General features: G+C 44.8%; 23 protein-coding genes. 19 read left to right on the plus strand and 4 right to left on the minus strand.

Annotated features, from left to right (window positions below; all coding sequences use genetic code 11):
• The 7 genes from L1D55_RS10490 to pyrF all read left to right on the plus strand — a co-directional run.
• Positions 1–238: transposase (locus L1D55_RS10490; RefSeq protein WP_239916214.1), on the plus strand; the 238-nt coding region annotated here is incomplete at its 5' end.
• 213 nt (positions 239–451) lie between these two features.
• On the plus strand, positions 452–1132 hold the full coding sequence (cmk, locus tag L1D55_RS10495) for a (d)CMP kinase (protein ID WP_239917389.1): 681 nt from the start codon (positions 452–454) through the stop codon (positions 1130–1132).
• Positions 1133–1238: 106 nt separating this feature from the next.
• On the plus strand, positions 1239–2909 hold the full coding sequence (gene rpsA / locus L1D55_RS10500; RefSeq protein ID WP_061031784.1) for a 30S ribosomal protein S1: 1671 nt from the start codon (positions 1239–1241) through the stop codon (positions 2907–2909).
• A gap of 100 nt (positions 2910–3009) precedes the next feature.
• Complete coding sequence (gene ihfB / locus L1D55_RS10505; protein WP_004741980.1) at positions 3010–3294, plus strand: integration host factor subunit beta; 285 nt, start codon at positions 3010–3012, stop codon at positions 3292–3294.
• A gap of 129 nt (positions 3295–3423) precedes the next feature.
• A complete protein-coding gene (locus tag L1D55_RS10510; protein WP_004741981.1) occupies positions 3424–3696 on the plus strand; it encodes a lipopolysaccharide assembly protein LapA domain-containing protein in 273 nt (90 codons plus the stop codon).
• 12 nt (positions 3697–3708) lie between these two features.
• The gene (gene lapB / locus L1D55_RS10515; protein WP_239917390.1) at positions 3709–4884 is read left to right on the plus strand and encodes a lipopolysaccharide assembly protein LapB; all 1176 of its coding nucleotides are present in this window, start codon (positions 3709–3711) and stop codon (positions 4882–4884) included.
• Between the two features lie 125 nt (positions 4885–5009).
• Entirely contained in the window at positions 5010–5705 is a 696-nt protein-coding gene (gene pyrF, locus L1D55_RS10520) for an orotidine-5'-phosphate decarboxylase (RefSeq protein WP_008224291.1), read from the plus strand.
• Between the two features lie 88 nt (positions 5706–5793).
• On the opposite strand, the gene miaE is transcribed toward pyrF, so the two are convergent.
• Both miaE and L1D55_RS10530 read right to left on the minus strand, forming a co-directional pair.
• Positions 5794–6588 (minus strand): tRNA isopentenyl-2-thiomethyl-A-37 hydroxylase MiaE, encoded by a 795-nt coding sequence (gene miaE / locus L1D55_RS10525; RefSeq protein ID WP_284473949.1) that lies wholly within the window; start codon positions 6586–6588, stop codon positions 5794–5796.
• Between the two features lie 106 nt (positions 6589–6694).
• Positions 6695–7462, minus strand: coding sequence for a DNA repair protein (locus L1D55_RS10530; RefSeq protein ID WP_239917391.1), 768 nt, complete (start codon positions 7460–7462; stop codon positions 6695–6697).
• Positions 7463–7784: 322 nt separating this feature from the next.
• On the opposite strand from L1D55_RS10530, the gene cysB reads away from it, so the two are divergent.
• Both cysB and L1D55_RS10540 read left to right on the plus strand, forming a co-directional pair.
• A complete protein-coding gene (gene cysB / locus L1D55_RS10535; RefSeq protein ID WP_239917392.1) occupies positions 7785–8759 on the plus strand; it encodes an HTH-type transcriptional regulator CysB in 975 nt (324 codons plus the stop codon).
• A gap of 148 nt (positions 8760–8907) precedes the next feature.
• Entirely contained in the window at positions 8908–10110 is a 1203-nt protein-coding gene (locus tag L1D55_RS10540; RefSeq protein ID WP_239917393.1) for a methyltransferase, read from the plus strand.
• A gap of 162 nt (positions 10111–10272) precedes the next feature.
• Here the strand turns inward: L1D55_RS10540 and ald are convergent, their stop codons facing one another.
• Positions 10273–11397: an alanine dehydrogenase gene (ald, locus tag L1D55_RS10545; RefSeq protein ID WP_239917394.1), complete on the minus strand. Its 1125-nt coding sequence runs from the start codon at positions 11395–11397 to the stop codon at positions 10273–10275.
• A gap of 156 nt (positions 11398–11553) precedes the next feature.
• On the opposite strand from ald, the gene lrp reads away from it, so the two are divergent.
• The 6 genes from lrp to L1D55_RS10575 all read left to right on the plus strand — a co-directional run bounded on the left by lrp (position 11554) and on the right by L1D55_RS10575 (position 19408).
• Positions 11554–12048, plus strand: coding sequence for a leucine-responsive transcriptional regulator Lrp (gene lrp, locus L1D55_RS10550; protein ID WP_004734558.1), 495 nt, complete (start codon positions 11554–11556; stop codon positions 12046–12048).
• Between the two features lie 163 nt (positions 12049–12211).
• Positions 12212–15379 (plus strand): DNA translocase FtsK 4TM domain-containing protein, encoded by a 3168-nt coding sequence (locus L1D55_RS10555; protein WP_239917395.1) that lies wholly within the window; start codon positions 12212–12214, stop codon positions 15377–15379.
• An 83-nt stretch (positions 15380–15462) separates the two neighbouring features.
• Positions 15463–16059 carry an outer membrane lipoprotein chaperone LolA gene (gene lolA, locus L1D55_RS10560; protein ID WP_004741992.1) on the plus strand — a complete coding sequence of 199 codons (597 nt, stop codon included), beginning with the start codon at positions 15463–15465 and terminating at the stop codon, positions 16057–16059.
• Positions 16060–16152: 93 nt separating this feature from the next.
• Positions 16153–17502 carry a replication-associated recombination protein A gene (locus tag L1D55_RS10565; protein ID WP_102425947.1) on the plus strand — a complete coding sequence of 450 codons (1350 nt, stop codon included), beginning with the start codon at positions 16153–16155 and terminating at the stop codon, positions 17500–17502.
• A 142-nt stretch (positions 17503–17644) separates the two neighbouring features.
• On the plus strand, positions 17645–18952 hold the full coding sequence (gene serS, locus L1D55_RS10570) for a serine--tRNA ligase (RefSeq protein WP_239917396.1): 1308 nt from the start codon (positions 17645–17647) through the stop codon (positions 18950–18952).
• Between the two features lie 189 nt (positions 18953–19141).
• Positions 19142–19408, plus strand: coding sequence for a DksA/TraR family C4-type zinc finger protein (locus L1D55_RS10575; protein ID WP_004741997.1), 267 nt, complete (start codon positions 19142–19144; stop codon positions 19406–19408).
• 136 nt (positions 19409–19544) lie between these two features.
• Here L1D55_RS10575 and bioA read toward each other — a convergent pair whose 3' ends face one another.
• Positions 19545–20822 carry an adenosylmethionine--8-amino-7-oxononanoate transaminase gene (bioA, locus tag L1D55_RS10580; protein WP_239917397.1) on the minus strand — a complete coding sequence of 426 codons (1278 nt, stop codon included), beginning with the start codon at positions 20820–20822 and terminating at the stop codon, positions 19545–19547.
• A 159-nt stretch (positions 20823–20981) separates the two neighbouring features.
• On the opposite strand from bioA, the gene bioB reads away from it, so the two are divergent.
• The 4 genes from bioB to bioD are packed head-to-tail and all read left to right on the plus strand — an operon-like array spanning position 20982 to position 24680.
• A complete protein-coding gene (bioB, locus tag L1D55_RS10585; RefSeq protein ID WP_063522337.1) occupies positions 20982–22034 on the plus strand; it encodes a biotin synthase BioB in 1053 nt (350 codons plus the stop codon).
• Positions 22021–23193, plus strand: coding sequence for an 8-amino-7-oxononanoate synthase (gene bioF, locus L1D55_RS10590; protein ID WP_239917398.1), 1173 nt, complete (start codon positions 22021–22023; stop codon positions 23191–23193). Before bioB ends, bioF begins: the two co-directional genes overlap by 14 nt.
• Before the next feature lie 3 nt (positions 23194–23196).
• Entirely contained in the window at positions 23197–24000 is an 804-nt protein-coding gene (gene bioC / locus L1D55_RS10595; RefSeq protein ID WP_105024620.1) for a malonyl-ACP O-methyltransferase BioC, read from the plus strand.
• Entirely contained in the window at positions 23997–24680 is a 684-nt protein-coding gene (bioD, locus tag L1D55_RS10600; protein WP_239917399.1) for a dethiobiotin synthase, read from the plus strand. The genes bioC and bioD overlap by 4 nt, the downstream gene beginning before the upstream one ends.
• Positions 24681–24717 lie beyond the last annotated feature (37 nt).

The following is a 24717-nucleotide window of genomic DNA, read 5'->3' on the forward strand; positions in this document are numbered from 1 at the left end:
GGAGGTATGGTGGGCACAAGTGCAAGAAAGTGGAATTAAGCCATTGAAAGAGTTCGCACGAAAACTGAGGCCTTATCTTCACGGTATTATTGGATCGGCAAGTTATCCGCTCAACACCTGCACATTGGAAGGGATAAACAACAAAATAAAGTTAATCAAGCGAATGGGGTATGGGTATCGAGATACAGACTACTTCTTCTTGAAGATAAAAGCGGCTTTCCCCGGAAAGCCGCGATGAACCTTTTTTATGCCGATTTACTGCCAATAGAAAGCCTTATTAGTATCAGGTGATTGATATTAGGCCAGTTGCATTATTGAATGCATCATCATCTTGGAATTATCTGAGATTTACCTCGCTCGACTTCCAATTTTTCTCTATAATATGCCGCCTATAAAGTAGTGGCGACTCGCTAGTACAGAATAAAACTTACGACTAAACGTGGAGTAAAAGATGCCTTCTCAAAGCCCAGTGATTACGGTTGATGGACCAAGTGGTGCAGGTAAAGGTACCCTGTGTATGTTACTAGCAGATAAGCTAGGCTTTCATCTTCTAGATTCAGGTGCGATCTATCGCGTACTGGCTTTAGCAGCAATTCATCACGGTGTAGATACTGAATCGGAAGACGCTTTAGTTCCTCTTGCAACTCACTTAGACGTTCAGTTTATTGCTGAAGGCGACCTAGTTAAGGTTATCCTAGAAGGTGAAGATGTGTCTGGTGAACTTCGTAAAGAAGAGACTGGCATGGCGGCTTCAAAAGTTGCTGCATTACCTCGCGTACGTGAAGCACTACTTCGTCGTCAGCGTGCTTTCAGCGCAGCGCCAGGTTTGGTAGCTGATGGTCGCGATATGGGAACCGTTGTCTTCCCTGAAGCAGAAGCAAAAATATTTTTAGATGCAAGTGCAGAAGAGCGTGCGACTCGCCGCCTTAAACAGTTGCAACAGAAGGGGTTAGATGTTAAATTTGACGAACTTTTGAGCGAGATCCAAGAGCGAGACGACCGAGATCGTAATCGCCCAGTGGCACCACTTCGCCCTGCAGAGGATGCTCTAGTGCTTGATTCCACCTCAATGAATATTGAGCAGGTAGTAGAAAAAGCACTACACTATATTGAATCGAAACTAGCTGGGTAATTCTGCCCGGCTGGCAAGAACGTTGGTCGCAAGGATGATGACCGGCGAATTTATCAACCCCATGTGGTAGGATACCCATGGACGTTTAATTATTGAAGATTAAATAATGACTGAATCTTTTGCTCAACTCTTTGAAGAGTTTCTAAACGAAACAGAATTCCAACAAGGCAGCATCGTTAAAGGTACTGTAGTAGCTATCGAGAACGGTTTCGTTCTTGTTGACGCTGGTCTTAAGTCTGAATCTGCTATCCCTGCTGAACAGTTCAAGAACGCTGCTGGCGAACTTGAAGTTGAAGTTGGCGCTGAAGTAGACGTAGCTCTAGACGCTGTTGAAGATGGTTTCGGTGAGACTCAACTTTCTCGTGAGAAAGCTAAGCGTCACGAAGCTTGGATCGTTCTTGAGAAAGCTTGCGAAGAAGCTGAAACTGTTGTTGGTATCATCAACGGTAAAGTTAAAGGCGGTTTCACTGTTGAACTAAACGGTATCCGTGCTTTCCTTCCAGGTTCTCTAGTAGACGTACGTCCTATCCGTGACACTGCTCACCTAGAAAACAAAGAGCTAGAGTTCAAAGTAATCAAGCTAGACCAGAAGCGTAACAACGTTGTTGTTTCTCGTCGTGCTGTTATCGAATCTGAAAACAGTGTTGAGCGTGACGAACTTCTTGAGACTCTACAAGAAGGTACTGAAGTTAAAGGTATCGTTAAGAACCTTACTGACTACGGTGCATTCGTTGACCTTGGCGGTGTTGACGGTCTTCTACATATCACAGATATGGCTTGGAAGCGCGTTAAGCACCCATCAGAGATCGTTAACGTTGGTGACGAAATCCTAGTTAAAGTTCTTAAGTTCGACCGTGAGCGCACTCGTGTTTCACTAGGTCTTAAGCAACTAGGCGAAGATCCATGGGTAGCAATCGCTAAGCGTTACCCAGAAGGTCACAAGCTTTCTGGTCGTGTTACTAACCTAACTGACTACGGCTGCTTCGTTGAAATCGAAGAAGGCGTTGAAGGTCTAGTACACGTTTCTGAAATGGATTGGACTAACAAGAACATCCACCCTTCTAAAGTTGTTAATGTTGGCGACGAAGTTGAGGTTATGGTTCTTGATATCGACGAAGAACGTCGTCGTATCTCTCTAGGTCTGAAACAGTGTAAAGCTAACCCATGGCAGTCATTTGCAGAAATGCAAGCTAAGGGTGACAAAGTTACTGGTAAGATCAAGTCTATCACTGACTTTGGTATCTTCATCGGTCTAGAAGGCGGTATCGACGGTCTAGTACACCTATCTGACATTTCTTGGAATGTTGCTGGCGAAGACGCTGTACGTGAGTACAAGAAAGGCGACGAAATCTCAGCAGTTGTTCTAGCAGTAGATGCAGAGCGTGAGCGTATTTCTCTTGGCGTTAAGCAAATGGAAAACGACCCGTTCAACGCATACGTTGCTGACAACAAGAAAGGTGTTCTTGTAAACGGTACTGTTACTGCAGTTGACGCGAAAGGCGCTACTATCGAGCTAATCGAAGGCGTTGAAGGTTACATCCGCGCTTCTGAAGTATCTCGCGATCGTATCGAAGATGCATCTCTAATCCTAAGCGTTGGTGACAGCGTTGAAGCTAAGTTCACAGGTGTAGACCGTAAGAACCGCGTAATCAACCTATCTATCAAAGCTAAAGATGAAGCTGATGAGCAAGAAGCAATGGCTTCACTGAACAAGTCTGAAGAAGGCGCGTTCGGTAACGCAATGGCAGACGCATTCAAAGCTGCTAAAGGCGAATAATTTAACTTTTCGCTAAGAAAGGAGCCGTAAGGCTCCTTTTTTTTTGCTTATTTTTCCGATAGGTCTATAATTTCTAAAAAGAAAACCAACGAGGGTAACTATGACTAAGTCTGAATTGATTGAAAGACTGTGCGCTGAGCAAACGCATCTTTCTGCAAAAGAAATTGAAGACGCTGTAAAAGATATTTTAGAGCATATGGCTTCAACACTAGAAAGTGGTGATCGAATCGAAATTCGCGGTTTTGGCAGCTTTTCTCTGCATTATCGTGAGCCTCGTGTTGGACGTAACCCAAAGACTGGTGACAAGGTAGAGTTAGAAGGTAAATACGTTCCTCACTTCAAACCAGGTAAAGAGCTACGTGAACGAGTAAACACAGGAATGTAGTCTACTTATCGGAATTATGAAAAGCGGCATACTATAATGTATGCCGCTTTTTTATGACCATAATATGGTGGTCTGATTAGTAATTTTCCTGCATAATCGTACAGCTAACCAACCAATGAGTGATGAACTATGAAAATTATAAAAATAGTCGCCGTTATCGCACTTTTCCTAATTGCACTGGCTTTAGGCTCTCAAAACCAAACTATCGTGAATTTTAACTACCTGCTAGCACAAGGTGATTTCCACCTCTCCAGCCTATTGGGTATTGTCTTCATTTCAGGCTTTGCTCTTGCTTGGTTAGTCTTTGGTAACATGCATATGCGATCTCAGCTGAAAATTCATCGCTTGAAGAAGCAACTCAATAAGCAATCAAAGCAGGTCGCTGCTGATACTAAAGCTTAAAGGCTATATTTGATGTTAGAGTTACTGTTCTTACTTTTGCCGATTGCAGCCGCTTATGGTTGGTATATGGGTAATCGTAATGCTCAGCAAGAAAAACAAAAGCAATCACACCAGATCTCCCGTCAATACGTGACGGGTTTGAACCTATTACTGTCAGACCAATCTGACAAAGCGGTTGATCACTTCATAGAGCTGCTTCAAGTAGACAATGAAACCATCGATACTCACTTGGCCTTGGGCAATCTGTTCCGTTCAAGAGGCGAAGTAGACCGCGCTATTCGCATTCACCAAAACCTTATTTCCCGTTCAGGGCTTACTCTCGACCAGAAAAACCTCGCACTGCAACAATTAGCAAAAGACTATATGGTCTCTGGCTTTCTTGATCGCGCTGAAAAAATCTTTGAACAGTTGGTTGATGAACCTGATCACAAAGAGGGCGCTCTGCAGCAGTTAGTTGCAATTTACCAGCAAACTCGAGAGTGGAATAAAGCGATACATTATGGAAATATCCTAGTAAAGCTTGGTAAGAAGAAAATGAAGATGCGTGCTACGGTTGCGCATTTTTGGTGTGAACTTGCGATGCAAGAACAAGCCGATGGCAATCGCTCTAAAGCACTAGCGCATTTTAAGAAAGCATTATCTGAAGACCCTAAGTGTGTACGTGCTAGCATCGCTTTGGGTAAATTCCATTTAGCGAATGAAGATTATCAAAAGACGATTGATTGTCTTGAGGCTGTTCTTGAGCAAGATATTGATTTTATCAGTGAGGTGTTACCGACCCTTTCTGAGTGTTACCACAAGCTTGGGCATGAAGCTCAGTTGGTTGAATTCCTTAAAGCTTGTATCCAGAAGAAAGCTGGCGTGTCGGCTGAATTGATGTTGGCTCAGCTAGTCGCTCATCATGAAGATATTGGTTCTGCTCAAGAGTTACTGACTAAGCAACTCGTGAAAAACCCAACCATGAAAGGTTTCTATCGATTGATCGATTACCACCTAGCAGAAGCTGAAGAAGGTCGAGCAAAAGAAAGCTTAACCACGCTTCAATCTATGGTTGGTGAACAGCTTAAGGTTAAGCCTCATTACCGTTGTCGTCAGTGTGGGTTCTCGACACACTCAATGTATTGGCACTGCCCTTCATGTAAAGGGTGGGGGACGGTCAAGCCTATTCGTGGGCTAGATGGTGAATAGATTTGTGGTCATTTAAGACCAAATTATTAATTGCAGCTTTCGGGCTGCATTTTTATGACTGTTATATACCACCTGCATAGGTGGGATAATATTTTTTAAGAAAGTTAACTGCGTTAGGAGATGAAATGAACGACCAAAAAATCATTGTAGCTTTGGATTATGACAACCAAGCGGATGCGTTAGCCTTTGTTGACCGTATTGATCCAGCATCTTGCCGCCTAAAAGTGGGTAAAGAGATGTTTACCCTGTTTGGTCCTGAATTTGTTCGTGAATTACATAAACGTGGTTTCTCAGTATTCTTGGATCTTAAATTCCACGATATCCCGAACACATGTTCAAAAGCAGTACGTGCAGCAGCTGAACTGGGTGTATGGATGGTGAACGTACACGCAAGTGGTGGCGAGCGCATGATGACAGCTTCACGCGAAATCTTGGAACCTTATGGTAAAGATCGCCCATTACTGATTGGTGTAACAGTACTGACGAGCATGGAGCAATCGGACTTAGCTGGTATCGGTTTAGATCTTGAGCCACAACAGCAAGTAATGCGTTTAGCTTCTTTAACTAAAAACTCAGGTCTTGACGGTGTGGTGTGTTCAGCACAAGAGGCTTCTTTATTGAAAGGTGCTCTTGGCCAAGAGTTCAAACTGGTGACTCCAGGCATTCGCCCTGTAGGTGCCGATGTTGGTGACCAGAAGCGCATCATGACGCCTTCTAAAGCGATTGAATCAGGTTCTGACTACCTAGTTATTGGTCGTCCAATTACTCAGGCTGCAGACCCTGCAGCTGTACTTGCTGAAATCAACGGCACACTAGCTTAACTTTCTCTTATAGCTAGCGTGAAACAAATAAAAAGGCCAGCAATTAGCAGGCCTTCTTGTTTGGATTGGAGTGTGCTTTCTTAGCTAATTATACTGGTGCACCACTATGGAATTTAAAGTCGCTGTCGTCTGAAGTGATCAGGTCTGCTTCCACTTGAGCGAAATGAGCAATACGCTCTGAGATATCTTTGCCAGCGATTTGCTCGGCCAACTCAAGGTAATCTTGGTAGTGACGAGCCTCTGAACGAAGTAGAGATACGTAAAACTTCTCCATGTCTTCTTCTAAGAAAGGTGCTAATTTGGCAAAGCGCTCACAAGAGCGTGCTTCAATAAAGGCACCGATGATCAGTTTATCGACTAGAGCATCTGGTTCGTACGTCTTTACTTGTTTGATTAGCCCTTTAGCGTAACGACCCGCTTCAATCGGCTGGTAAGTCACGCCTTTCTTCTCCATTAATTCCATCACTTGATAAAAGTGGTGCAGTTCTTCTTTGATCAGCAGAACCATCTTATCGATAAGGTCAGCGCCGTAATTACAGCCTTCTTTCGCTGTGATTTGCTTCGATACGTTGCTCTTACCACGAAGTGACTCTAAATCACCAATGCGACGGTAGGCGAATTGCTCGTATGGTAAGATCCATTCATTCAGTTGTTTAGCACTTTCTTTATCTACCGCGTATTTACGGATAAGGAATAAAGCGCTTTGCGCTGCTTTAAGTTCACACAGCATGTGATCGCGCAAAATGATGTGAAGGTTTTCAGGCTTTTTGGCTTCATCGATCCATGAATCTGGCGTTTCAGCTTTTAGAAAAGAGTGGATTGGAGCGAGTAGTTCTTGATACATGGTCGGAGCTGGTTTGTTGATAATGCGGGAGTTTATCACAGCTAATAGGATCTCCCTATATCGAGAAAGGAAATTCGTCAGCGATAAAAAAGGCCACCTTAGAAATCTAAAGGTGGCCTTTTCAATAGTTTGAATTAAGCAGCAGTTACCACTTTTTCTTCTGACCGAATAGCGCGTCCATATCGTCTTCGCGCTCTTTTGATTCCATCTGCTGTAAATCGTGTGCGTTTTTGTCTTGGCGTTTTTGGTCAAGGTCATTCAGCATCTGCTGAAGCTTCTCTTTCGCTTTTGTCGAGTAAGCATCATTCTTGGTCGCTAATGCGTCAATACCTTTGCGAAGAAGCTGGATAGCAGTACCAGGTTGGCCTCGCGAAATTGAATCATTGGCACGCTTGATTACGTTCTCAATGTTGATTCGAATCTGAATAGTCTCTAAGCGAGCGTTTTCCACTACATACGCTTGGGTTTCGAAACGACCTTTGTTGTGCTCATTACGAACCGTGTCACGCAGGCGTTTAACCAGTTTAAGCATCATGATTGCTTGCTTGTCACTGCTTGGAACTCTAAAGGCCGTGCTTTCGCCGCCTTGGTAGTTCTCTTTAAGCTGAGTGATTTGCTGTTTTACGCTTTCAATGCGCTGGGCAAGTTGCTTATTTTTGGGGTCGAGCTGATACATGTTCTCTAATGCATCAAGAATTCGATTGTTTAAGCATACAAGAAGATCTTGGCTAAACGGCATGTGGTGTGCATTACCAATAAGCTCTTCTGTTCCATCAATTATGGTTAAATAACGAGAAGCTTCCTGTTTCTTCGCTGTTTCTACCTTAACTTTGTACTGAAGCATGATGTTGTAACCTAATACCAACACCAAAAGAATCGCTACTAAGGCAATAATTAAACCAGGGTTATTCATATATTTATGTCTGCTTATTGTTTTCTTGAGCTAACCAGAGAGGATACACGATTCCATTGTGTATCGGCACTCGTAAATTGCAATTTTTGATTATCTCTTGTTGAGCACAATCGGCAATCAAAACTTACCAACTAATGTATGGGAATGAGGGCTGGGTTGCAAAGCTGTAGTGATGTTTTTGTTTGTTAACCGAGAAAAAATCAATTTTTCTGTCTTTTTGGCGCTTGAAACGTTATAACTATTAATTATATTACATGAGACTAGAATGCTCTCTTTGCAAATAAGTTAGCACAGAAATGAGTAAAGGATTACGAGGTTAGATATGAAGTTACAGCAACTGAAGTACATTGTTGAGGTTGTAAACCATAACCTAAATGTTTCTGCGACAGCGGAGAGTTTATACACATCTCAGCCGGGTATCAGTAAACAAGTTAGATTGCTGGAAGATGAGCTGGGTATCCAGATCTTTGAGCGAAGCGGCAAGCATTTGACTCAGGTTACTCAAGCTGGCGAGGATATCATTCGTATCTCTCAAGAGATTCTAGCTCGTGTTGAAAGTATTAAAGCCGTAGCAGGTGAGCATACCCATCCTGAGATGGGGACATTGAATATTTCAACGACTCATACTCAAGCACGTTACGCTCTGCCTGATGTGATCAAAGGTTTCACAGCACGTTACCCTAAGGTGTCGCTTCACATGCACCAAGGTACGCCAAGCCAAATGTCTGAGGCTGTTGCCAAAGGAACGGCAAACTTCGCGATCGCGACAGAAGCACTTCACCTTTACCAAGACGCGATCATGCTACCTTGTTATCACTGGAACCGTTCTATCGTGGTCACAAAAGATCACCCACTGGCTCAAAAGCAGAATATCACTATTGAAGATCTGGCGGCGTACTCTCTGGTAACTTACGTCTTCGGCTTTACTGGCCGTTCTGAGCTGGATACTGCATTTAACAGAGTGGGTCTAACACCACGCGTGGTATTTACGGCAACGGATGCCGATGTAATCAAAACTTATGTCCGTATGGGCATTGGTGTTGGTGTGATTGCGAGTATGGCGATTGACCATGAGCAAGACACTGATTTGGTAGCGATTGATGCGAGCCACCTATTTGGTGCGAGTACAACCAGCATTGGCTTTAGAAAAGGTACGTTCCTGCGTTCTTACATGTTTGATTTCATGGAGCGCTTTGCACCTCACTTAACTCGTCCAGTGGTAGAGCAAGCTATCTCTTTGAAATCAAATGAAGAGATCGAAGAGATGTTTAAAGATATCGAGCTTCCAGTTCGTTAATCACAACATACAAACTAGATTCTTAATCGGCCTGTAGTGACAGGCCGTTTTTCTTTTTGGCATTTACCGTTCACCTTTCGTTCTCTTTACCTCGAACCTTTTCATTTAAGCCGGTTACCCCTACAATCCACGCACCATAGGGGGAAGCATGCATTCACGATTTAAAATACTCGACTCATTTTTGCTTGAGCACCAAGTTTATTGGCGTTCTGAGCCTTTTCACCTAAGCCAAACACAGCAGCAGCCATGGCAAGACGTTAACTCGCCACTTGTTGACTGGTTAAATAGCTTAACGACTGAAAATATTCAGAGCTTGAAAGAAAAGCCTGATCTGTTGATCACTGAGCTCGGTCGTTTTCTGCCCCAGCTTACGCAGGCTCATCAAAGCACCCAATTTACCAATACAGCTCTCAAAGGCTTGCGGCTTCCTAGAGGGACTGAAGACGGTATCCCTGGAAGAAAGTTGCAGCAAATCGTATCTATGGGTGAAGTGTCGCTTGAACATCACCACGGTGAAGAGTGGTTGGAGTGGTGTTCTGGTAAAGGGTTCCTAGGACGAATTTTGTCTCAGCAATCGAGCCAAAAGGTGACCAGCTTTGAATGGCAACAATCACTGTGTGAGAGCGGGCAAAAAATAGCGGATGCACAACATCTAGAGATGACCTTTGTGCAAGGTGACGCGTTTTCTGAGAGTGCTGACAAGGTGTTTAATCCAAATCAACATGCTGTCGCGCTGCATGCCTGTGGTGATCTTCATGTCGAGTTGGTTAAAAAGTCTGTATCGCATGGGCTTCCTGCTGTGACTATATCTCCTTGTTGTTATCACCTTATTCGTGATGAAAACTACCAACCGATGTCATCAGTGGCAAAGACCTCGGCTTTAACATTGAGCAAGAGTGATTTACGAATCCCATTGCAAGAAACCGTGACCGGTGGTGAGAGGGTTAAGCGTCATCGTCAATTGGAGATGAGTTATCGCCTAGGCTTCAGTCAGTTACTTAAGGCTGAAATGGGAATTGATGAATACATTCCTGTGCCGAGTATCAAAAAATCAGAGCTAGCTGAAGGGTTTGAATCGTTCTGTCGTTGGGCATGTGAAGTAAAAGAGTTGTCGCTTGGTTCTAATATCGATTTTGACTCTTATCTATTGCAAGGCGAAGCGCTTTTCTGGGAAATGGAAAAGTTAAGTCTGGTTCAGCAGGTTTTCAGACGCCCATTAGAGATATGGCTAGCATTAGACCGAGCGATTTATTTAAAAGAACAAGGCTATGAAGCAACCATAGAAGAGTTTTGTGAACGTAGCGTCACACCCAGAAACTTGTTGATTCATGGTGTTAAGAGCGACCGATAAACGGTGCGGCTACTAGAAAGTGTGCTTCTCACAGCTTTCGAACATGAGTGTTACAGAGACAAAAAAGCCAGTTCGATATAATCGGACTGGCTTTTTTTCATGTGTATGATTCAACAGAGCGCCTCAACGAGAAAATTTGACGCTCAGTGAGTCATGACATCATTAGTTGAACATCGCGATAGCTTCAGCTGGATCTACGTATTCTAGGTCAAAGCTCTCTGCAACTTCTTTACAAGTCACTTTACCGTGAATCACGTTAAGACCTTCTAGGAAGCCTCTGTCTGATAGAAGTGCTTCGCGGTAACCTTTGTTCGCTAGCTTAACAATGTAAGGAAGTGTTGCATTGTTTAGTGCGTAAGTTGAAGTGCGAGCAACAGCGCCAGGCATGTTTGCAACACAGTAGTGAACTACGTCATCAACGATGTAAGTTGGTTCTGCGTGAGTTGTCGCGTGAGAAGTTTCGAAACAACCACCTTGGTCGATTGCAACGTCAACAACTGCTGAGCCTGGTTTCATCTTAGCGATGTGCTCTTTTGTAACCAGTTTAGGCGCTGCTGCACCTGGGATCAGTACTGCACCAATCACTAGGTCTGCTTCTAGAACATGCTTCTCGATAGCGTCTTCAGTAGAATAAACCACTTTTGCGCGACCTTGGAACTCTTCGTCAAGGCGACGAAGCGTATCTACGTTGCGGTCAAGAATCGTTACATCAGCGCGAAGGCCAACAGCCATACGTGCTGCGTTAGCACCTACAACACCGCCGCCAACAACAACAACTTTCGCAGGTTCAACACCTGGAACGCCGCCTAGTAGAAGACCACAACCACCGTTAGATTTCTCTAAAGTTTGTGCACCTGCTTGAATAGACATACGACCAGCTACTTCAGACATTGGTGCTAATAGTGGCAAGCGACCCATATTATCTGTTACAGTCTCATAGGCTACGCAGACAGCTTTGCTCTTGATAAGCTCTTCAGTTTGTGGAAAATCTGGTGCAAGGTGTAAATAAGTAAATAATATTTGCCCTTCGCGAAGCATAGCTCGCTCGACAGCTTGAGGTTCTTTAACCTTTACAATCATCTCTGCTTTCGCGAAAACGTCAGCAGCAGTAGGAAGAATGGATGCGCCTACAGCGATGTAATCATCGTCTGAAAAACCGATACCAGTACCGGCATTGGTTTCAACAAAAACTTGGTGGCCGTGTGAGATTAGTTCTCTCACGCTAGCTGGGGTCATACCAACGCGGTATTCGTGGTTTTTGATTTCCTTAGGTACGCCAATGATCATCCTGACTCCTCATTTTATTTTGGTTGTTTTATCTATGTGTAGGGTAATTCTGTCGAATTAATATCTAGTATAGATATGTTCAGATAAAATTTGATACTGAATATTAAAAAGTTGTAGTATATTTTTTTGCAAGGAAGTAATAAGGTGGAATAAAAAATGGCAGACAATTATAAGAAGCCGTCCAAGGAACTAGATCGTATTGACCGCAACATTCTTAATGAGTTGCAAAAAGACGGTCGTATCTCGAACGTTGAACTCTCAAAACGAGTAGGACTTTCTCCGACTCCATGTCTTGAACGTGTTCGTCGTTTAGAACGTCAAGGTTACATTACTGGGTACACAGCGTTGCTGAACCCACAGTACCTTGATGCTTCACTTTTGGTGTTTGTTGAAATCACATTGAACCGCGGTGCGCCAGATGTGTTCGAACAATTCAACACCGCTGTGCAGAAACTGGATGACATCCAAGAGTGTCATTTAGTGTCGGGTGACTTTGACTATCTTCTAAAAACACGTGTATCTGATATGGGTGCTTACCGTAAGCTACTGGGTGACACGTTACTCCGTCTACCGGGCGTAAACGACACTCGAACTTACGTGGTAATGGAAGAAGTGAAACAAACCAATCAACTTGTGATTAAAACTCGTTAGTCATAATTGGTGAAATGAAAGAAAGCGGACATTTGTTCCGCTTTCTTGCTTTCTGGAATTGGGTTTTTTGGTTTGATATGGTTAAATCAACAGTAGTTTCATTGAAACGGGCGGCCTGTGCCGCTCGCTATGTTTTTATCCCGTTTAATTATTAAGTTGGTTTATGTTCAAGCAGAGCAGTAATAAAGTAGAAACAATCATTAAAACGAGTGAAGAGCCCCAGTCTTCTCGTTTGAATGGTTCTCAACGCCTTAAAGAGTGCAGCCTGATATTGGGTGTTCTTTTCTCTATTCTACTTGCCGTTGCGTTATTAACCTTCAGCCCAGCCGATCCATCATGGTCGCAAACCGCGTGGGGTGGTGACATTCAAAACGCAGGTGGCTATCTAGGTGCATGGCTAGCAGATACGCTTTTCTTTGTGTTTGGCTCTCTGGCTTATCCACTGCCTATCTTAGTGACTGTTGCAGCTTGGGTCTTATTCCGTAAGCGTAATGAAGACGAACAGATCGACTTTATGTTGTGGGGCACCCGTTTACTTGGCTTAACGGTGCTTATCCTGACCAGCTGTGGTTTGGCTGACATTAACTTCGATGATATCTGGTACTTCTCATCAGGTGGCGTGGTTGGTGACGTATTAACGAGCCTTGCACTGCCAACGCTGAATATTCTGGGTAGTACGCTTGTGCTTCTTTTCCTTTGGGGTGCAGGCTTTACGCTTTTAACCGGTATCTCTTGGTTGAGAATTGTGGAATGGTTAGGTGAAGGTGCAATTAAGCTCTTTACTTCAGCGGTAAATAAAGCACGCGGTCAAGACCAAGAATTGCTTGAGCCAGAATTGAAAGAGTCGGCAGACCGAGATCCTCTACAAGAGAGCCGTCAGCAGCCAATCTACAATGAAGATGTTATTGAAGAGTCTAGTGCGGCATCGGAAGTTCTCGATCCTGCAATGAGCTTCTCAGCGACTAATGAATCTTCTGGTATTGCGACCAGCACCGCTAATGAAGGCGCAGCAGAAAAACGTCATTACAATATTCATATGCCTGCGGAAGCGCCGGCTAAGCAGCAGGCCCCGGTTTCTCAAGAGCCCGTTTCTCGAGTGACTCAACCCGCTGTTGCTCCTCAACCAGAAAAACCAATTGCTGCCGCCCCTGTTTATCTAGCGCCACAAGAGCCATTGGAAGAGGGCGTTGAGCGTTCTAAGCAGTTGAATGCGACGATTGAGCAGCTAGAAAGTGCTGCAATGTATGAGGATGATCTTGCAGAACAAGATCAGACAGATGCCCATGAATCTCAAGCTGCTTATCAACAATATATGCAGCAAGAACAGGAATCAGCTATTCCTGCTGATCTTATTGTGGAAGAGAGCGCAGAAACAACTCTTGATGAACAATATTCACAACCAGAGATTGAGAATGAAGCTCAAGCGTCTACAGAGTTTGATGCTGACGACGTTCAGCCTGAATCTTTGTATGCCTCACCTATGGGTGAACCAGAAGCTGATACTCAAGATGATTTCTCAGCGCACAGTGCACCATTTGATGTGCCTGAAGAGCAAGGATACGAGCAGCCTTCTGAATTTGATTCTGAAACAGTAGAGAGTGATATCGAAGAACAACCTGAATCATTCTCTTATCAGCAAGAGCAAACAGCGCAACCTGCCGGTGCGGATGAAGAGCAGGCGATTGACCTTCCTTGGGAAGAAGTAACGGAAGACGAAGATCTGAATCAGGATAAAGACGTTGCGGCCTTCCAGAATATTGTTTCTGAAGCTCAAGCGAATATGGCAGCTGCACAAAACCCATTCTTGGTTCAGCAGGAAGTTAACTTGCCGAAACCGGCAGAGCCGCTACCGACACTGGATCTATTGTTCCACCCAGAGAAGCGTGAAACATTCATCGACCGCGATGCACTAGAAGCGATCGCTCGTTTGGTTGAATCTAAGCTAGCCGACTACAAGATTAAAGCGGATGTTGTTGATATCTTCCCTGGTCCAGTAATCACACGCTTCGAGTTAGATTTGGCTCCAGGTGTCAAAGTGAGCCGTATTTCTGGCCTTTCTATGGACTTGGCTCGTTCATTGTCTGCGTTAGCGGTACGTGTTGTTGAAGTGATTCCGGGCAAACCTTATGTCGGCTTAGAGTTGCCAAACATGAGTCGTCAAACCGTATTCTTCTCAGACGTAGTGAGCAGCGAGCAGTTCCAAGAAGCTAAATCACCAACGACGGTGGTATTAGGACAAGATATTGCAGGTGAAGCTGTGATTGCTGACCTAGCTAAGATGCCACACGTTCTGGTTGCGGGTACTACTGGTTCTGGTAAATCGGTGGGTGTGAACGTAATGATCTTGAGTATGCTGTATAAGGCATCGCCTGAAGACGTTCGCTTCATCATGATCGACCCGAAAATGCTTGAGCTTTCTGTATATGAGGGTATTCCTCATCTACTATCTGAAGTGGTTACCGACATGAAAGATGCATCGAATGCGCTTCGGTGGTGTGTTGGTGAAATGGAACGTCGTTATAAGCTGATGTCAGCGTTGGGCGTACGTAACATTAAAGGCTACAACGACAAGCTTAAGATGGCTGCCGATGCAGGTCACCCAATCCACGATCCATTGTGGAAACCGGGTGATAGCATGGACCCAGAAGCGCCATTGCTCGAGAAGCTGCCATACATTGTGGTTATCGTCGATGAATTTGCCGACTTAATCATGGTAGTAGGTAAGAAAGTAGAAGAACTGATTGCACGCTTGGCACAAAAAGCTCGTGCGGCAGGTGTTCACTTGATTCTTGCGACTCAGCGCCCATCGGTTGACGTTATTACCGGTCTGATTAAAGCCAACATTCCAACGCGTGTTGCCTTTACCGTATCAACTAAGACTGACTCTCGAACCATTCTTGACCAAGGTGGTGCAGAATCGCTGCTTGGTATGGGTGATATGCTTTACTTACCGCCAGGTTCTAGTCATACAATCCGTGTTCATGGTGCGTTTGCGTCAGATGATGATGTGCACGCAGTGGTTAACAACTGGAAAGCACGTGGTAAGCCAAACTACATTGATGAAATCACCAATGGTGAGCAAACGCCTGAAACCTTACTTCCGGGTGAGAAGATGGAAGGTGATGAAGAGGTTGATCCTCTGTTTGATCAAGTAGTCGAGCACGTTGTTCATTCTCGTCGTGGTTCAGTTTCTGGTGTACAACGTCGATTCAAGATCGGTTACAACCGAGCGGCACGAATTGTTGAGCAGCTTGAGTCGCAAGGTATTGTGAGTGCTCCGGGCCATAACGGTAACCGAGAAGTCTTGGCTCCAGCGCCGCCGAAAGAGTAATCACTTAATTGTGTAGATAGGAACTCAACCCTTAATAATCGGTCATAGTTTTATGACCGATTTACCTTGTAACAGGACTATTAATGAAAAAAGTATTCGCACTTTTATTTATGAGCTTCTCAGTGTTTGCTTCTCCGAAAGAAGAGTTGAGTAGCCGCTTGGCATTGAACGCAGGGTTTAGTGCTGATTTTAAACAAGTGGTCACAAGCCCTGACGGTGATGTTGTAATGGAAGGTGAAGGCACGGTTGAAATTGCACGTCCAAGCTTATTCCGTTGGGAAACCACTTTCCCGGATGAAAACCTATTGGTCTCTGATGGGCAGAGTTTGTGGTATTACAGCCCGTTCATTGAGCAAGTCAGCATTTACTGGCAAGAGCAAGCGACATCGCAAACGCCTTTTGTACTACTGACTCGTAACCAAGAAAGCGATTGGGATAACTACAATGTGGCGCAATCGGGTAACCAATTTACGTTAACACCAACGGCAGTTGACTCTAATCAGGGTGACTTCCAGATTAATATCAATGAAAAAGGCATTGTTCAGGGCTTTAATGTGATTGAACAAGACGGTCAAAAAGGTGAGTTTACCTTCAGCAATGTGAACTTGGGTAAACCAGCAGCAGACCGCTTTACTTTTGTAGCACCGGAAGGTGTCGAGGTCGACGACCAAAGAAATTGATCGAAACAAGCCGATCGTTTGGTAGTACGTCGATAGGGGGGATGGATATGGTTTCCATCAACCTGATACCATCAAATAATCAAGAGATTGCAATTGAGTAATTACAGCTTAGATTTTGCAGGGGACGAAGATTTTCGTCCCCTTGCTGCTCGTATGAGACCAGAAACTGTAGAACAGTACATTGGTCAGCAGCACATATTAGGTCCAGGTAAACCCCTTCGTAGAGCTCTGGAAGCAGGGCATATCCACTCGATGATTCTGTGGGGGCCACCTGGTACCGGTAAAACCACGCTCGCAGAAGTAGCCGCCAATTATGCTAATGCAGAAGTGGAGCGTGTCTCTGCCGTGACATCTGGCGTGAAAGACATTCGCATCGCGATCGAAAAAGCGCGTGAAAACAAGCAAGCAGGGCGAAGAACCATCTTGTTTGTGGATGAGGTCCATCGTTTTAATAAAAGCCAGCAAGATGCTTTTCTGCCTCATATTGAGGACGGTACGGTTACCTTCATTGGTGCGACGACCGAAAACCCTTCCTTCGAGTTAAACAACGCTCTGTTATCTCGTGCGCGAGTATATAAGCTGACTTCTCTCAATACCGATGATATTGCGACGGTAATACGCCAAGCGATTGAAGATAAGCAGCGTGGTCTTGGTGACGTTCCTGCTCACTTTGCTGATAATGTTTTGGATCGTTTAGCTGAGTTAGTGAACGGTGATGCGCGTATGTCGCTTAACTATCTTGAGCTGCTGTACGACATGGCCGAAGACAACGACAAAGGCGAGAAATCGATAACCTTACAGCTGCTTGCTGAAGTGGCTGGTGAGAAAGTCGCTCGCTTTGATAATAAGGGAGATATTTGGTACGACCTAATATCCGCGGTTCATAAGTCGATACGTGGTTCAAAACCTGATGCAGCCTTGTACTGGTCGGCTCGAATGATTGCAGCCGGGTGTGACCCGCTTTATATCGTCAGGCGCTTATTGGCGATAGCTTCAGAAGATATTGGTAACGCCGACCCTCGTGCCATGCAGGTTGCGATGTCTGCTTGGGACTGCTTTACACGCATTGGTCCAGCAGAAGGTGAGCGCGCGATTGCACAGGCGGTTGTTTATTTAGCGTGTGCACCAAAGAGTAATGCGGTTTATACGGCTTGGAAGCAAGCGTTAACCGATGCTCATAATCTTCCTGAGTACGAAGTGCCTCATCATTTGCGAAATGCACCAACAACCTTGATGAAGGACATGGGCTACGGACAAGAATACCGTTATGCTCATGACGAACCGGGAGCCTACGCGGCGGGTGAAAAGTACTTGCCTCCTGAAATGGGAGAGAAGCAATACTATTTCCCAACAAAACGAGGCTTAGAGACCAAAATTGGCGAGAAGCTAGATTATCTGGCGGATTTGGATGCAAAAAGTCCACAAAAACGCTATGAAAAGTAGTCTTTTTTGGATATCGTTACCTAGTCATAAAATTTAAATTAAATCGTTACAAATTGGTCGAAATAGCACCAATTTTAGGGGTTTAGCAGTGATTCAGTAGCAAATTACTGAATATTCAAATAACTAAAGCATAGGATTAGCAATGCTGGATTCTAAATTACTTCGAGCTGAGCTGGATGAAACAGCGGCAAAATTAGCACGTCGAGGCTTCGCCCTTGATGTAGAGACAATTCGTGAACTTGAAGAAAAACGTAAGTCCCTTCAGATGAAAACTGAAGAGCTACAAGCGTTACGTAACTCTCGATCGAAGTCCATTGGTCAAGCGAAAGCAAAAGGCGACCATGAAGAAGCTGAGCGTATCCTTGCTGAAGTAGGCAACTTAGGCGCAGAACTAGACCAAGCTAAAGCAGCATTGGCTGAGCTTCAATCTGATCTAGAAACGATCACTATGTCTATTCCAAACCTGCCAGACGAGTCTGTGCCAGAAGGTAAAGACGAAGATGATAACGTTGAAGTTTCTCGTTGGGGTCAACCTAAGACTTACGACTTTGAAGTGAAAGATCACGTTGATCTTGGCGAAATGTCTGGCGGTCTTGATTTTGCTAGCGCAGTAAAAATCTCTGGTTCTCGTTTCATCGTGATGAAAGGCAAATTTGCACGTCTACACCGTGCGATTGCTCAGTTCATGTTGGACCTTCACACTGATGAACACGGCTACACAGAAATGTACGTACCGTACCTAGTGAACCACGATAGCCTATACGGCACGGGTCAACTTCCTAAGTTTGGCGAAGACTTGTTCCACACAAGCCCGCTAACTGAGCAAGTAAGTGATGTTCCTCTTAAGACGCTATCACTTATCCCTACTGCGGAAGTACCGGTAACAAACATGGTTCGCGATACCATTACAGACGAAGCTGAACTGCCACTTAAGATGACAGCTCACACTCCATGTTTCCGTTCTGAAGCGGGTTCTTACGGTCGTGACACTCGTGGTCTTATCCGTATGCACCAATTCGACAAAGTTGAACTAGTACAAATCACTAAGCCAGAAGACTCAATGGCAGCTCTTGAAGAGCTAACAGGTCACGCTGAGAAAGTACTTCAACTTCTAGACCTTCCTTACCGTAAAGTGGTTCTATGTACTGGTGACATGGGCTTCGGCGCTGCGAAAACTTACGACTTAGAAGTATGGGTTCCAGCACAAGAGACTTACCGTGAAATCTCTTCTTGTTCAAACATGTGGGATTTCCAAGCTCGTCGTATGCAAGCTCGTTTCCGTCGTAAAGGCGAGAAGAAACCTGAACTTGTGCACACACTAAACGGTTCTGGTCTTGCTGTTGGTCGTACTATGGTTGCGATTCTTGAGAACAACCAAGAAGCAGATGGCCGTATTGCTATCCCAGCAGTACTTCAGCCATACATGGGCGGCGTAACGCACATCGGCTAATCGTTTTACGATTTAATGAGCTCATAAAATATTGAAAACCCAGCCTATTGGCTGGGTTTTTTATTACTATTACCAAGGTGTAATAGTATTTTGTTATTTGTGGTTATTATTACTTAATTGACATCCGGCTATAATGTCCTCTTACCGCGGTAGGTAAAGATTTTCTCGTTTATGTATAGAGGAGGGCTTATGGCCGTAGGATGGGCTGGAGACGACAGCGTCAGCCAGCAAATACAAAACACCATCGATGATGAGATCTCTCGTGTAAGAGGAAACCTTCGAGGTGGTGAGAGTTTGCGTTATTGTGATGAGTGTGGCGACGAGATACCAGAAAAAAGACGACTCGCGATAAAAGGCGTTCGTTTGTGTATCGAATGTCAGTCATTATTAGAGCACGACGCACATCGACATTCATTGTTTAACCGTCGAGCAAGTAAAGATAGTCAATTACGTTAAACTGACGGGTATCTTCAAAATAGATAAGGCCTTACTTTTATGTAAGGCCTTTTAGTTTTATTAAATTATTTATTACTGAAGATATACGGAAATAATCACCGCTCTTGTTCAGAACAATAAATGCATTATTTAATGGCTATTTAAAGCAATGAGTATTTTGTAATGCAGTGTCGATAGCAGCGACCAATTTTTCGATATGTTGTGGTTCGCTAATAAACGGAGGCATCATATAAATTAATCTTCCGAATGGACGAATCCAAACACCTTGCTCGACAAAGTGAGCCTGTATAGTTTCCATTTCGACTGGCGAGTGGGTTTCTACGACGCCAATAGCGCCTAACCAACGAACGTCTTTAACCAGTTCATGTTTGAGCAACGGTGGCAGTAACTCTGAGAAGAGTTGTTCAATTTGTAGAGTTTGATTTTGCCAGTGGCCTTGCTCTATTAGGGATAAACTCGCGGCCCCAACGGCACAAGCTAACGGGTTACCCATAAAAGTCGGGCCATGCATGAAGCAACCTGCTTCACCTCCACATACGGTGTCCGCGACTTCTTTGCTTGCTAGTGTTGCTGAGAGCGTCATGTAACCACCAGTCAGCGCTTTGCCGACACACAAAATATCCGGTTGAATATCTGCATGCTCGCAGGCAAACAATTTACCTGTGCGGCCAAAGCCGGTCGCAATCTCATCCAAAATTAACAGCACGTTAAACTCGTCACAAAGCAAGCGAACTTGTTTTAAGAACTCAGGGTGGTAAATACGCATACCGCCAGCGCCTTGAACAATCGGCTCTAAGATCACGGCAGCGACTTCTTCATGGTGTGCGGATAGCTTTTCACGAAAGCTATCAATGTCACTTGGGTTCCACTCATCCCAAAAGCCGGTCTTTGGTGAGCCAGCGAAAATATGCTCAGGTAAAAAGCCCTTATAGAGACTGTGCATTGAGTTATCGGGGTCTGTCACTGACATCGCAGCGAACGTGTCACCATGATAACCATCTCTCAGCGTTAAGAATTTAGAGCGAGGCTGTCCTTTCGCATGCCAAAACTGAAGTGCCATTTTTAGGCTCACTTCTACCGCAACTGAGCCCGAATCAGCCAAAAATACGTGTTCAAGATTGTCTGGTGCTAGCTTAAGAAGCTTCTTACATAAATCGATAGCGGGCTGGTGGGTGATGCCACCAAACATCACGTGTGAAACCTTATCGATTTGGCTGTGCGCGGCTTCATTTAAGACCGGATGATTGTATCCGTGGATCGTTGACCACCAAGAGGACATTCCATCAATAATTCGATTTCCGCCTTCTAGTTCTAGGTAAACGCCGTCTGCATTGGTAACAGGATAGCAGGTCAGAGGTGTTAACGTTGATGTGTAGGGATGCCAGATATGCTGGCGATCAAAGGCGAGATCCATAACGATTTCCGTTCTTGTTGTGATTGCAAAATAACCAGATGTAAACTTTTGTTATTATCAATGTGTTGACAGTCTAAAGCTTGTCGGTAGACTAGCCAAGCATAAATGCAATCTCTATTGATGGAGATGCTACATCAAATAATAAAAAAGGATCGACACGTGGAAGTTCGTCATGACTGGACAGTCGCTGAAGTAAAGGCACTGCTTGAAAAACCATTTATGGATTTAATGTTTGAAGCACAACTGGTTCACAGACAGTACCAAGAGCACAACCACGTGCAGGTGAGTACTCTGTTATCGATTAAAACAGGTGCTTGTCCTGAAGATTGTAAATACTGCCCTCAAAGCGCTCACTATCGAACTGACGTTGATAAAGAGCGCTTGATGGAAGTTGAGCGCGTATTGGATGCCGCACAAAAAGCTAAGAATGCGGGCTCAACACGTTTTTGTATGGGCGCAGCATGGAAGAACCCGAAAGCGCGCGATATGCCACACCTCACCGATATGATAAAAGGTGTGAAAGGTATGGGGCTAGAAACCTGTATGACACTTGGCATGCTAACGCCAGAGCAAGCAGGTGAGTTAGCCGATGCAGGGTTGGATTACTACAACCATAACCTTGATACCTCTCCAGAGTTTTATGGCAGCATTATCACCACTCGTACCTATCAAGATCGTCTAGACACGCTATCTCACGTTCGTGATGCCGGTATGAAGATCTGTTCAGGCGGTATTATTGGTATGGGTGAAAGCACTAATGACCGTGCAGGTCTTCTGGTAGAGCTAGCGAACCTTCCGGTACACCCAGAGAGTGTGCCAATCAACATGCTTGTTAAAGTGAAAGGCACACCGATGGAAAACGTCGATGATGTTGAGTCTTTCGACTTTATTAAATTGATCGCGATCGCTCGTATCATGATGCCTAAGTCTGCGGTTCGTTTGTCTGCAGGACGTGAGAATATGAACGAACAGATGCAAGCGATGTGTTTCATGGCAGGTGCAAACTCTATCTTCTACGGCTGTAAGCTACTGACGACGCCAAACCCAGATGAAGATACAGATATGCAGCTGTTCAAGAAGTTGGGTATTAACAGCCAAGAAGTGGCTCAAAAGCCTGATGAAATTCAAGAAAATGAACTGTTAGATCAAGTGGTGGAGCGCGTTGCGGCTCGCCCTACGAAAGATGACATGTTCTACGATGCCACGGTTTAAATCACGCATTAAAGAAGCCCTTGTTCATCGCCGTGAACAAGGGTTAACACGTCAACTCAAGGTGCTTGAAAACAGTAATGGTCCATTGCTTAGTAGTGAAGGTTCACACTTCATAAACTTTTCGAGCAATGACTATTTGGGACTGGCGAACGATCCTGAGTTGGTCGAGGCATGGCAAAACGGGTTGTCTCAGTATGGTGCTGGCAGTGCAGCGTCGCCATTAGTCACCGGGTTTAGCTCAGCTCATCGAAACCTAGAAGCTCAGTTGTGTGAGTGGCTTGGATTCGACCGCGCCATTCTTTTCAGTTCTGGATTCAGCGCCAATCAAGCTTTGTTGTTCTCTCTGCTCGAGAAAGATGATGTCTTGCTACAAGACAAGCTTAATCACGCTTCTCTGATGGAAGCGGGTGTGCTTTCTCCTGCCTCAATGAAACGCTTTAAGCACAACGATGTGCAGCATCTCGAGTCGTTGCTAAGTCGTTCTCCACAATCGTTAGTCGTGACGGAGGGCGTTTTCAGCATGGATGGTGACCAAGCGCCTCTCGAAGATATCGCTAGCCTTACCAATGAATACGACGGTTGGTTGGCGGTTGATGATGCTCATGGCATCGGTGTATTAGGCGAAAGAGGGGCTGGGAGCTGCAATGCTGCACAAGTCTCACCTGATATTTTGGTGGTGACCTTTGGTAAAGCCTTTGGTCTTTCCGGTGCCGCAATTCTATGTTCATCAGAAGTGGGTGATTACTTAACCCAGTTTGCACGTCATCATGTTTATTCGACGGCAATGCCGCCTTCACAGGCTTTCGCTTTGTCCCATGCGTGTCAGATGATTCAAACCCAAGAGTGGCGCAGAGAAAAACTGATTGAGCTCGGGGGGATCTATGCGGAGCAGATGAAAGCTATACAAGGCTTTGTTGATACCAAGCCCCCTATTAAGCCATTTGTGATAGGCGAAGCGCAGGCGGCATTATCGATAGCAGAAGAGTTAAAGCGCAATCAGATATGGGTGACGGCGATAAGACCGCCGACCGTTCCGGCTGGGACGGCTCGTTTGCGAATTACATTAACCGCCAATCACAGTCAAAAGCAGGTTAACCAATTAAGCCGTTCGTTGCTTCAAGCTATCGAATTGAGCTGTGCATTAAAGGAAGAGGTTTAGCAAATGTCACAGGAAGCAGTAGTGCATGAATACCTAGGCCAAGATAAAAGTGCGATTGCCGAAGCGTTTGGTAAAGCGGCAACTACCTATGACAAACATGCTGAGTTTCAGCGTGATGTGGGCCACCGTTTACTGGATAAGCTACCAAGCGATCTTTCTGGTCTTAAGGTACTCGACCTCGGTTGCGGAACCGGCTATTTTTCAGAACAGTTGTTGAGTCGCGGTGCTGAAGTGATTTGTGCCGATCTCTCTCTTGGAATGCTAAAGAAGGCTAAGCAGCGCTGTGGTTCTGCCGTCTCTTTATATCAACAAGCTGATGCCGAACAATTGCCGTTTGCCAATGGAAGCTTTGATATTGTTTTCTCGAGCTTGGCGTTGCAATGGTGTGATGATTTGTCATCGCCGTTGAAGGAGATGAAGCGTGTTACGGCGGCTAATGGACAAGTAATCTTCTCAACTTTGCTTGATGGATCACTGTTTGAGCTAGAAAAGTCATGGTCAAAAATTGACTCACATCAACACGTTAACCATTTTATTACAATCAATCAGGTAAAAATTGCGTTAGCGCAATCTAGCTGTACGGCTCATCAACTAGACTTGCCCACCATCACCGTTTGGTACGACACTGCGTTTGAACTGATGCGAGACCTTAAAGGCATTGGCGCTAATCACGTAAGTGGTCGCTCACAAGGTTTGACAAGTCGTCGCATGTTGCAGCTTGTTGAACGGGAATATCGAGAGTTTAAAAACCATCAAGGTTTCTTACCAGCAACATATCAAGTTTGTTTAGGGGTTATTCAATTATGATTGATGCAGTATTCATTGCAGGTACGGATACCGAAGTGGGAAAAACTATGGTTTCAAAAGCGATTCTTCAAGCTTTGGCCGCACAAGATTTATCAACAATTGGTTATAAACCAGTTGCTGCAGGGTGTGAAAAGTACCCTGAAGGGTTACGTAATAGCGACGCGCTACATCTTCAAGAAGCAGCGACACAAGAGATCGCTTATGAAGATGTTAACCCGTACGCATTGCTACTACCTTCATCACCTCACATTGCAGCTAAGCATGACGGTGTGGTGATTGAAGAAGAAGTGCTATCGGCTAAGCTAGCTGAACATAAGCAGAACTCTGACATCGTTTTGGTGGAAGGCGCTGGTGGGTGGCGAGTACCTGTTTCAGACGATGAGTATTTGTCTAGCTGGGTTAAAAAAGAACAGCTTCCAGTGGTTCTGACGGTAGGTATTAAGCTAGGCTGCTTGAGCCACGCTCTATTAACTGCAGAAGCGATTCGTGCTGACGGCTTAAACCTAGTTGGTTGGGTAGCTAACCGCATTAATCCAGGTACTGAGCATTACGCGGATATTATTGCGATGCTTGAAGACAAGCTAGGTGCGCCAAAACTGGGTGAGATCCCTTACGTACCAAAAGCTAAGTCTAAGAACATTGGTAAGTACATCGATGTTCAGCCATTGCTTGCACTGTAATTAGTGACTAGGGCACAGAATAAGAAAAGGGCTGCGA

This window comes from Vibrio sp. Isolate22 (assembly GCF_022398115.1).
In the GTDB taxonomy this organism is placed as follows: Bacteria; Pseudomonadota; Gammaproteobacteria; order Enterobacterales; family Vibrionaceae; genus Vibrio.

Coding starts and splice junctions, on each gene's coding strand:
- cmk (WP_239917389.1), top strand. CDS start 452: ATGCCTTCTCAAAGCCCAGTGATTACGGTTGATGGACCAAGTGGTGCA.
- rpsA (WP_061031784.1), top strand. CDS start 1,239: ATGACTGAATCTTTTGCTCAACTCTTTGAAGAGTTTCTAAACGAAACA.
- ihfB (WP_004741980.1), top strand. CDS start 3,010: ATGACTAAGTCTGAATTGATTGAAAGACTGTGCGCTGAGCAAACGCAT.
- L1D55_RS10510 (WP_004741981.1), top strand. CDS start 3,424: ATGAAAATTATAAAAATAGTCGCCGTTATCGCACTTTTCCTAATTGCA.
- lapB (WP_239917390.1), top strand. CDS start 3,709: ATGTTAGAGTTACTGTTCTTACTTTTGCCGATTGCAGCCGCTTATGGT.
- pyrF (WP_008224291.1), top strand. CDS start 5,010: ATGAACGACCAAAAAATCATTGTAGCTTTGGATTATGACAACCAAGCG.
- L1D55_RS10530 (WP_239917391.1), bottom strand. CDS start 7,462: ATGAATAACCCTGGTTTAATTATTGCCTTAGTAGCGATTCTTTTGGTG.
- cysB (WP_239917392.1), top strand. CDS start 7,785: ATGAAGTTACAGCAACTGAAGTACATTGTTGAGGTTGTAAACCATAAC.
- L1D55_RS10540 (WP_239917393.1), top strand. CDS start 8,908: ATGCATTCACGATTTAAAATACTCGACTCATTTTTGCTTGAGCACCAA.
- ald (WP_239917394.1), bottom strand. CDS start 11,397: ATGATCATTGGCGTACCTAAGGAAATCAAAAACCACGAATACCGCGTT.
- lrp (WP_004734558.1), top strand. CDS start 11,554: ATGGCAGACAATTATAAGAAGCCGTCCAAGGAACTAGATCGTATTGAC.
- L1D55_RS10555 (WP_239917395.1), top strand. CDS start 12,212: ATGTTCAAGCAGAGCAGTAATAAAGTAGAAACAATCATTAAAACGAGT.
- lolA (WP_004741992.1), top strand. CDS start 15,463: ATGAAAAAAGTATTCGCACTTTTATTTATGAGCTTCTCAGTGTTTGCT.
- serS (WP_239917396.1), top strand. CDS start 17,645: ATGCTGGATTCTAAATTACTTCGAGCTGAGCTGGATGAAACAGCGGCA.
- L1D55_RS10575 (WP_004741997.1), top strand. CDS start 19,142: ATGGCCGTAGGATGGGCTGGAGACGACAGCGTCAGCCAGCAAATACAA.
- bioA (WP_239917397.1), bottom strand. CDS start 20,822: ATGGATCTCGCCTTTGATCGCCAGCATATCTGGCATCCCTACACATCA.
- bioF (WP_239917398.1), top strand. CDS start 22,021: ATGCCACGGTTTAAATCACGCATTAAAGAAGCCCTTGTTCATCGCCGT.
- bioC (WP_105024620.1), top strand. CDS start 23,197: ATGTCACAGGAAGCAGTAGTGCATGAATACCTAGGCCAAGATAAAAGT.
- bioD (WP_239917399.1), top strand. CDS start 23,997: ATGATTGATGCAGTATTCATTGCAGGTACGGATACCGAAGTGGGAAAA.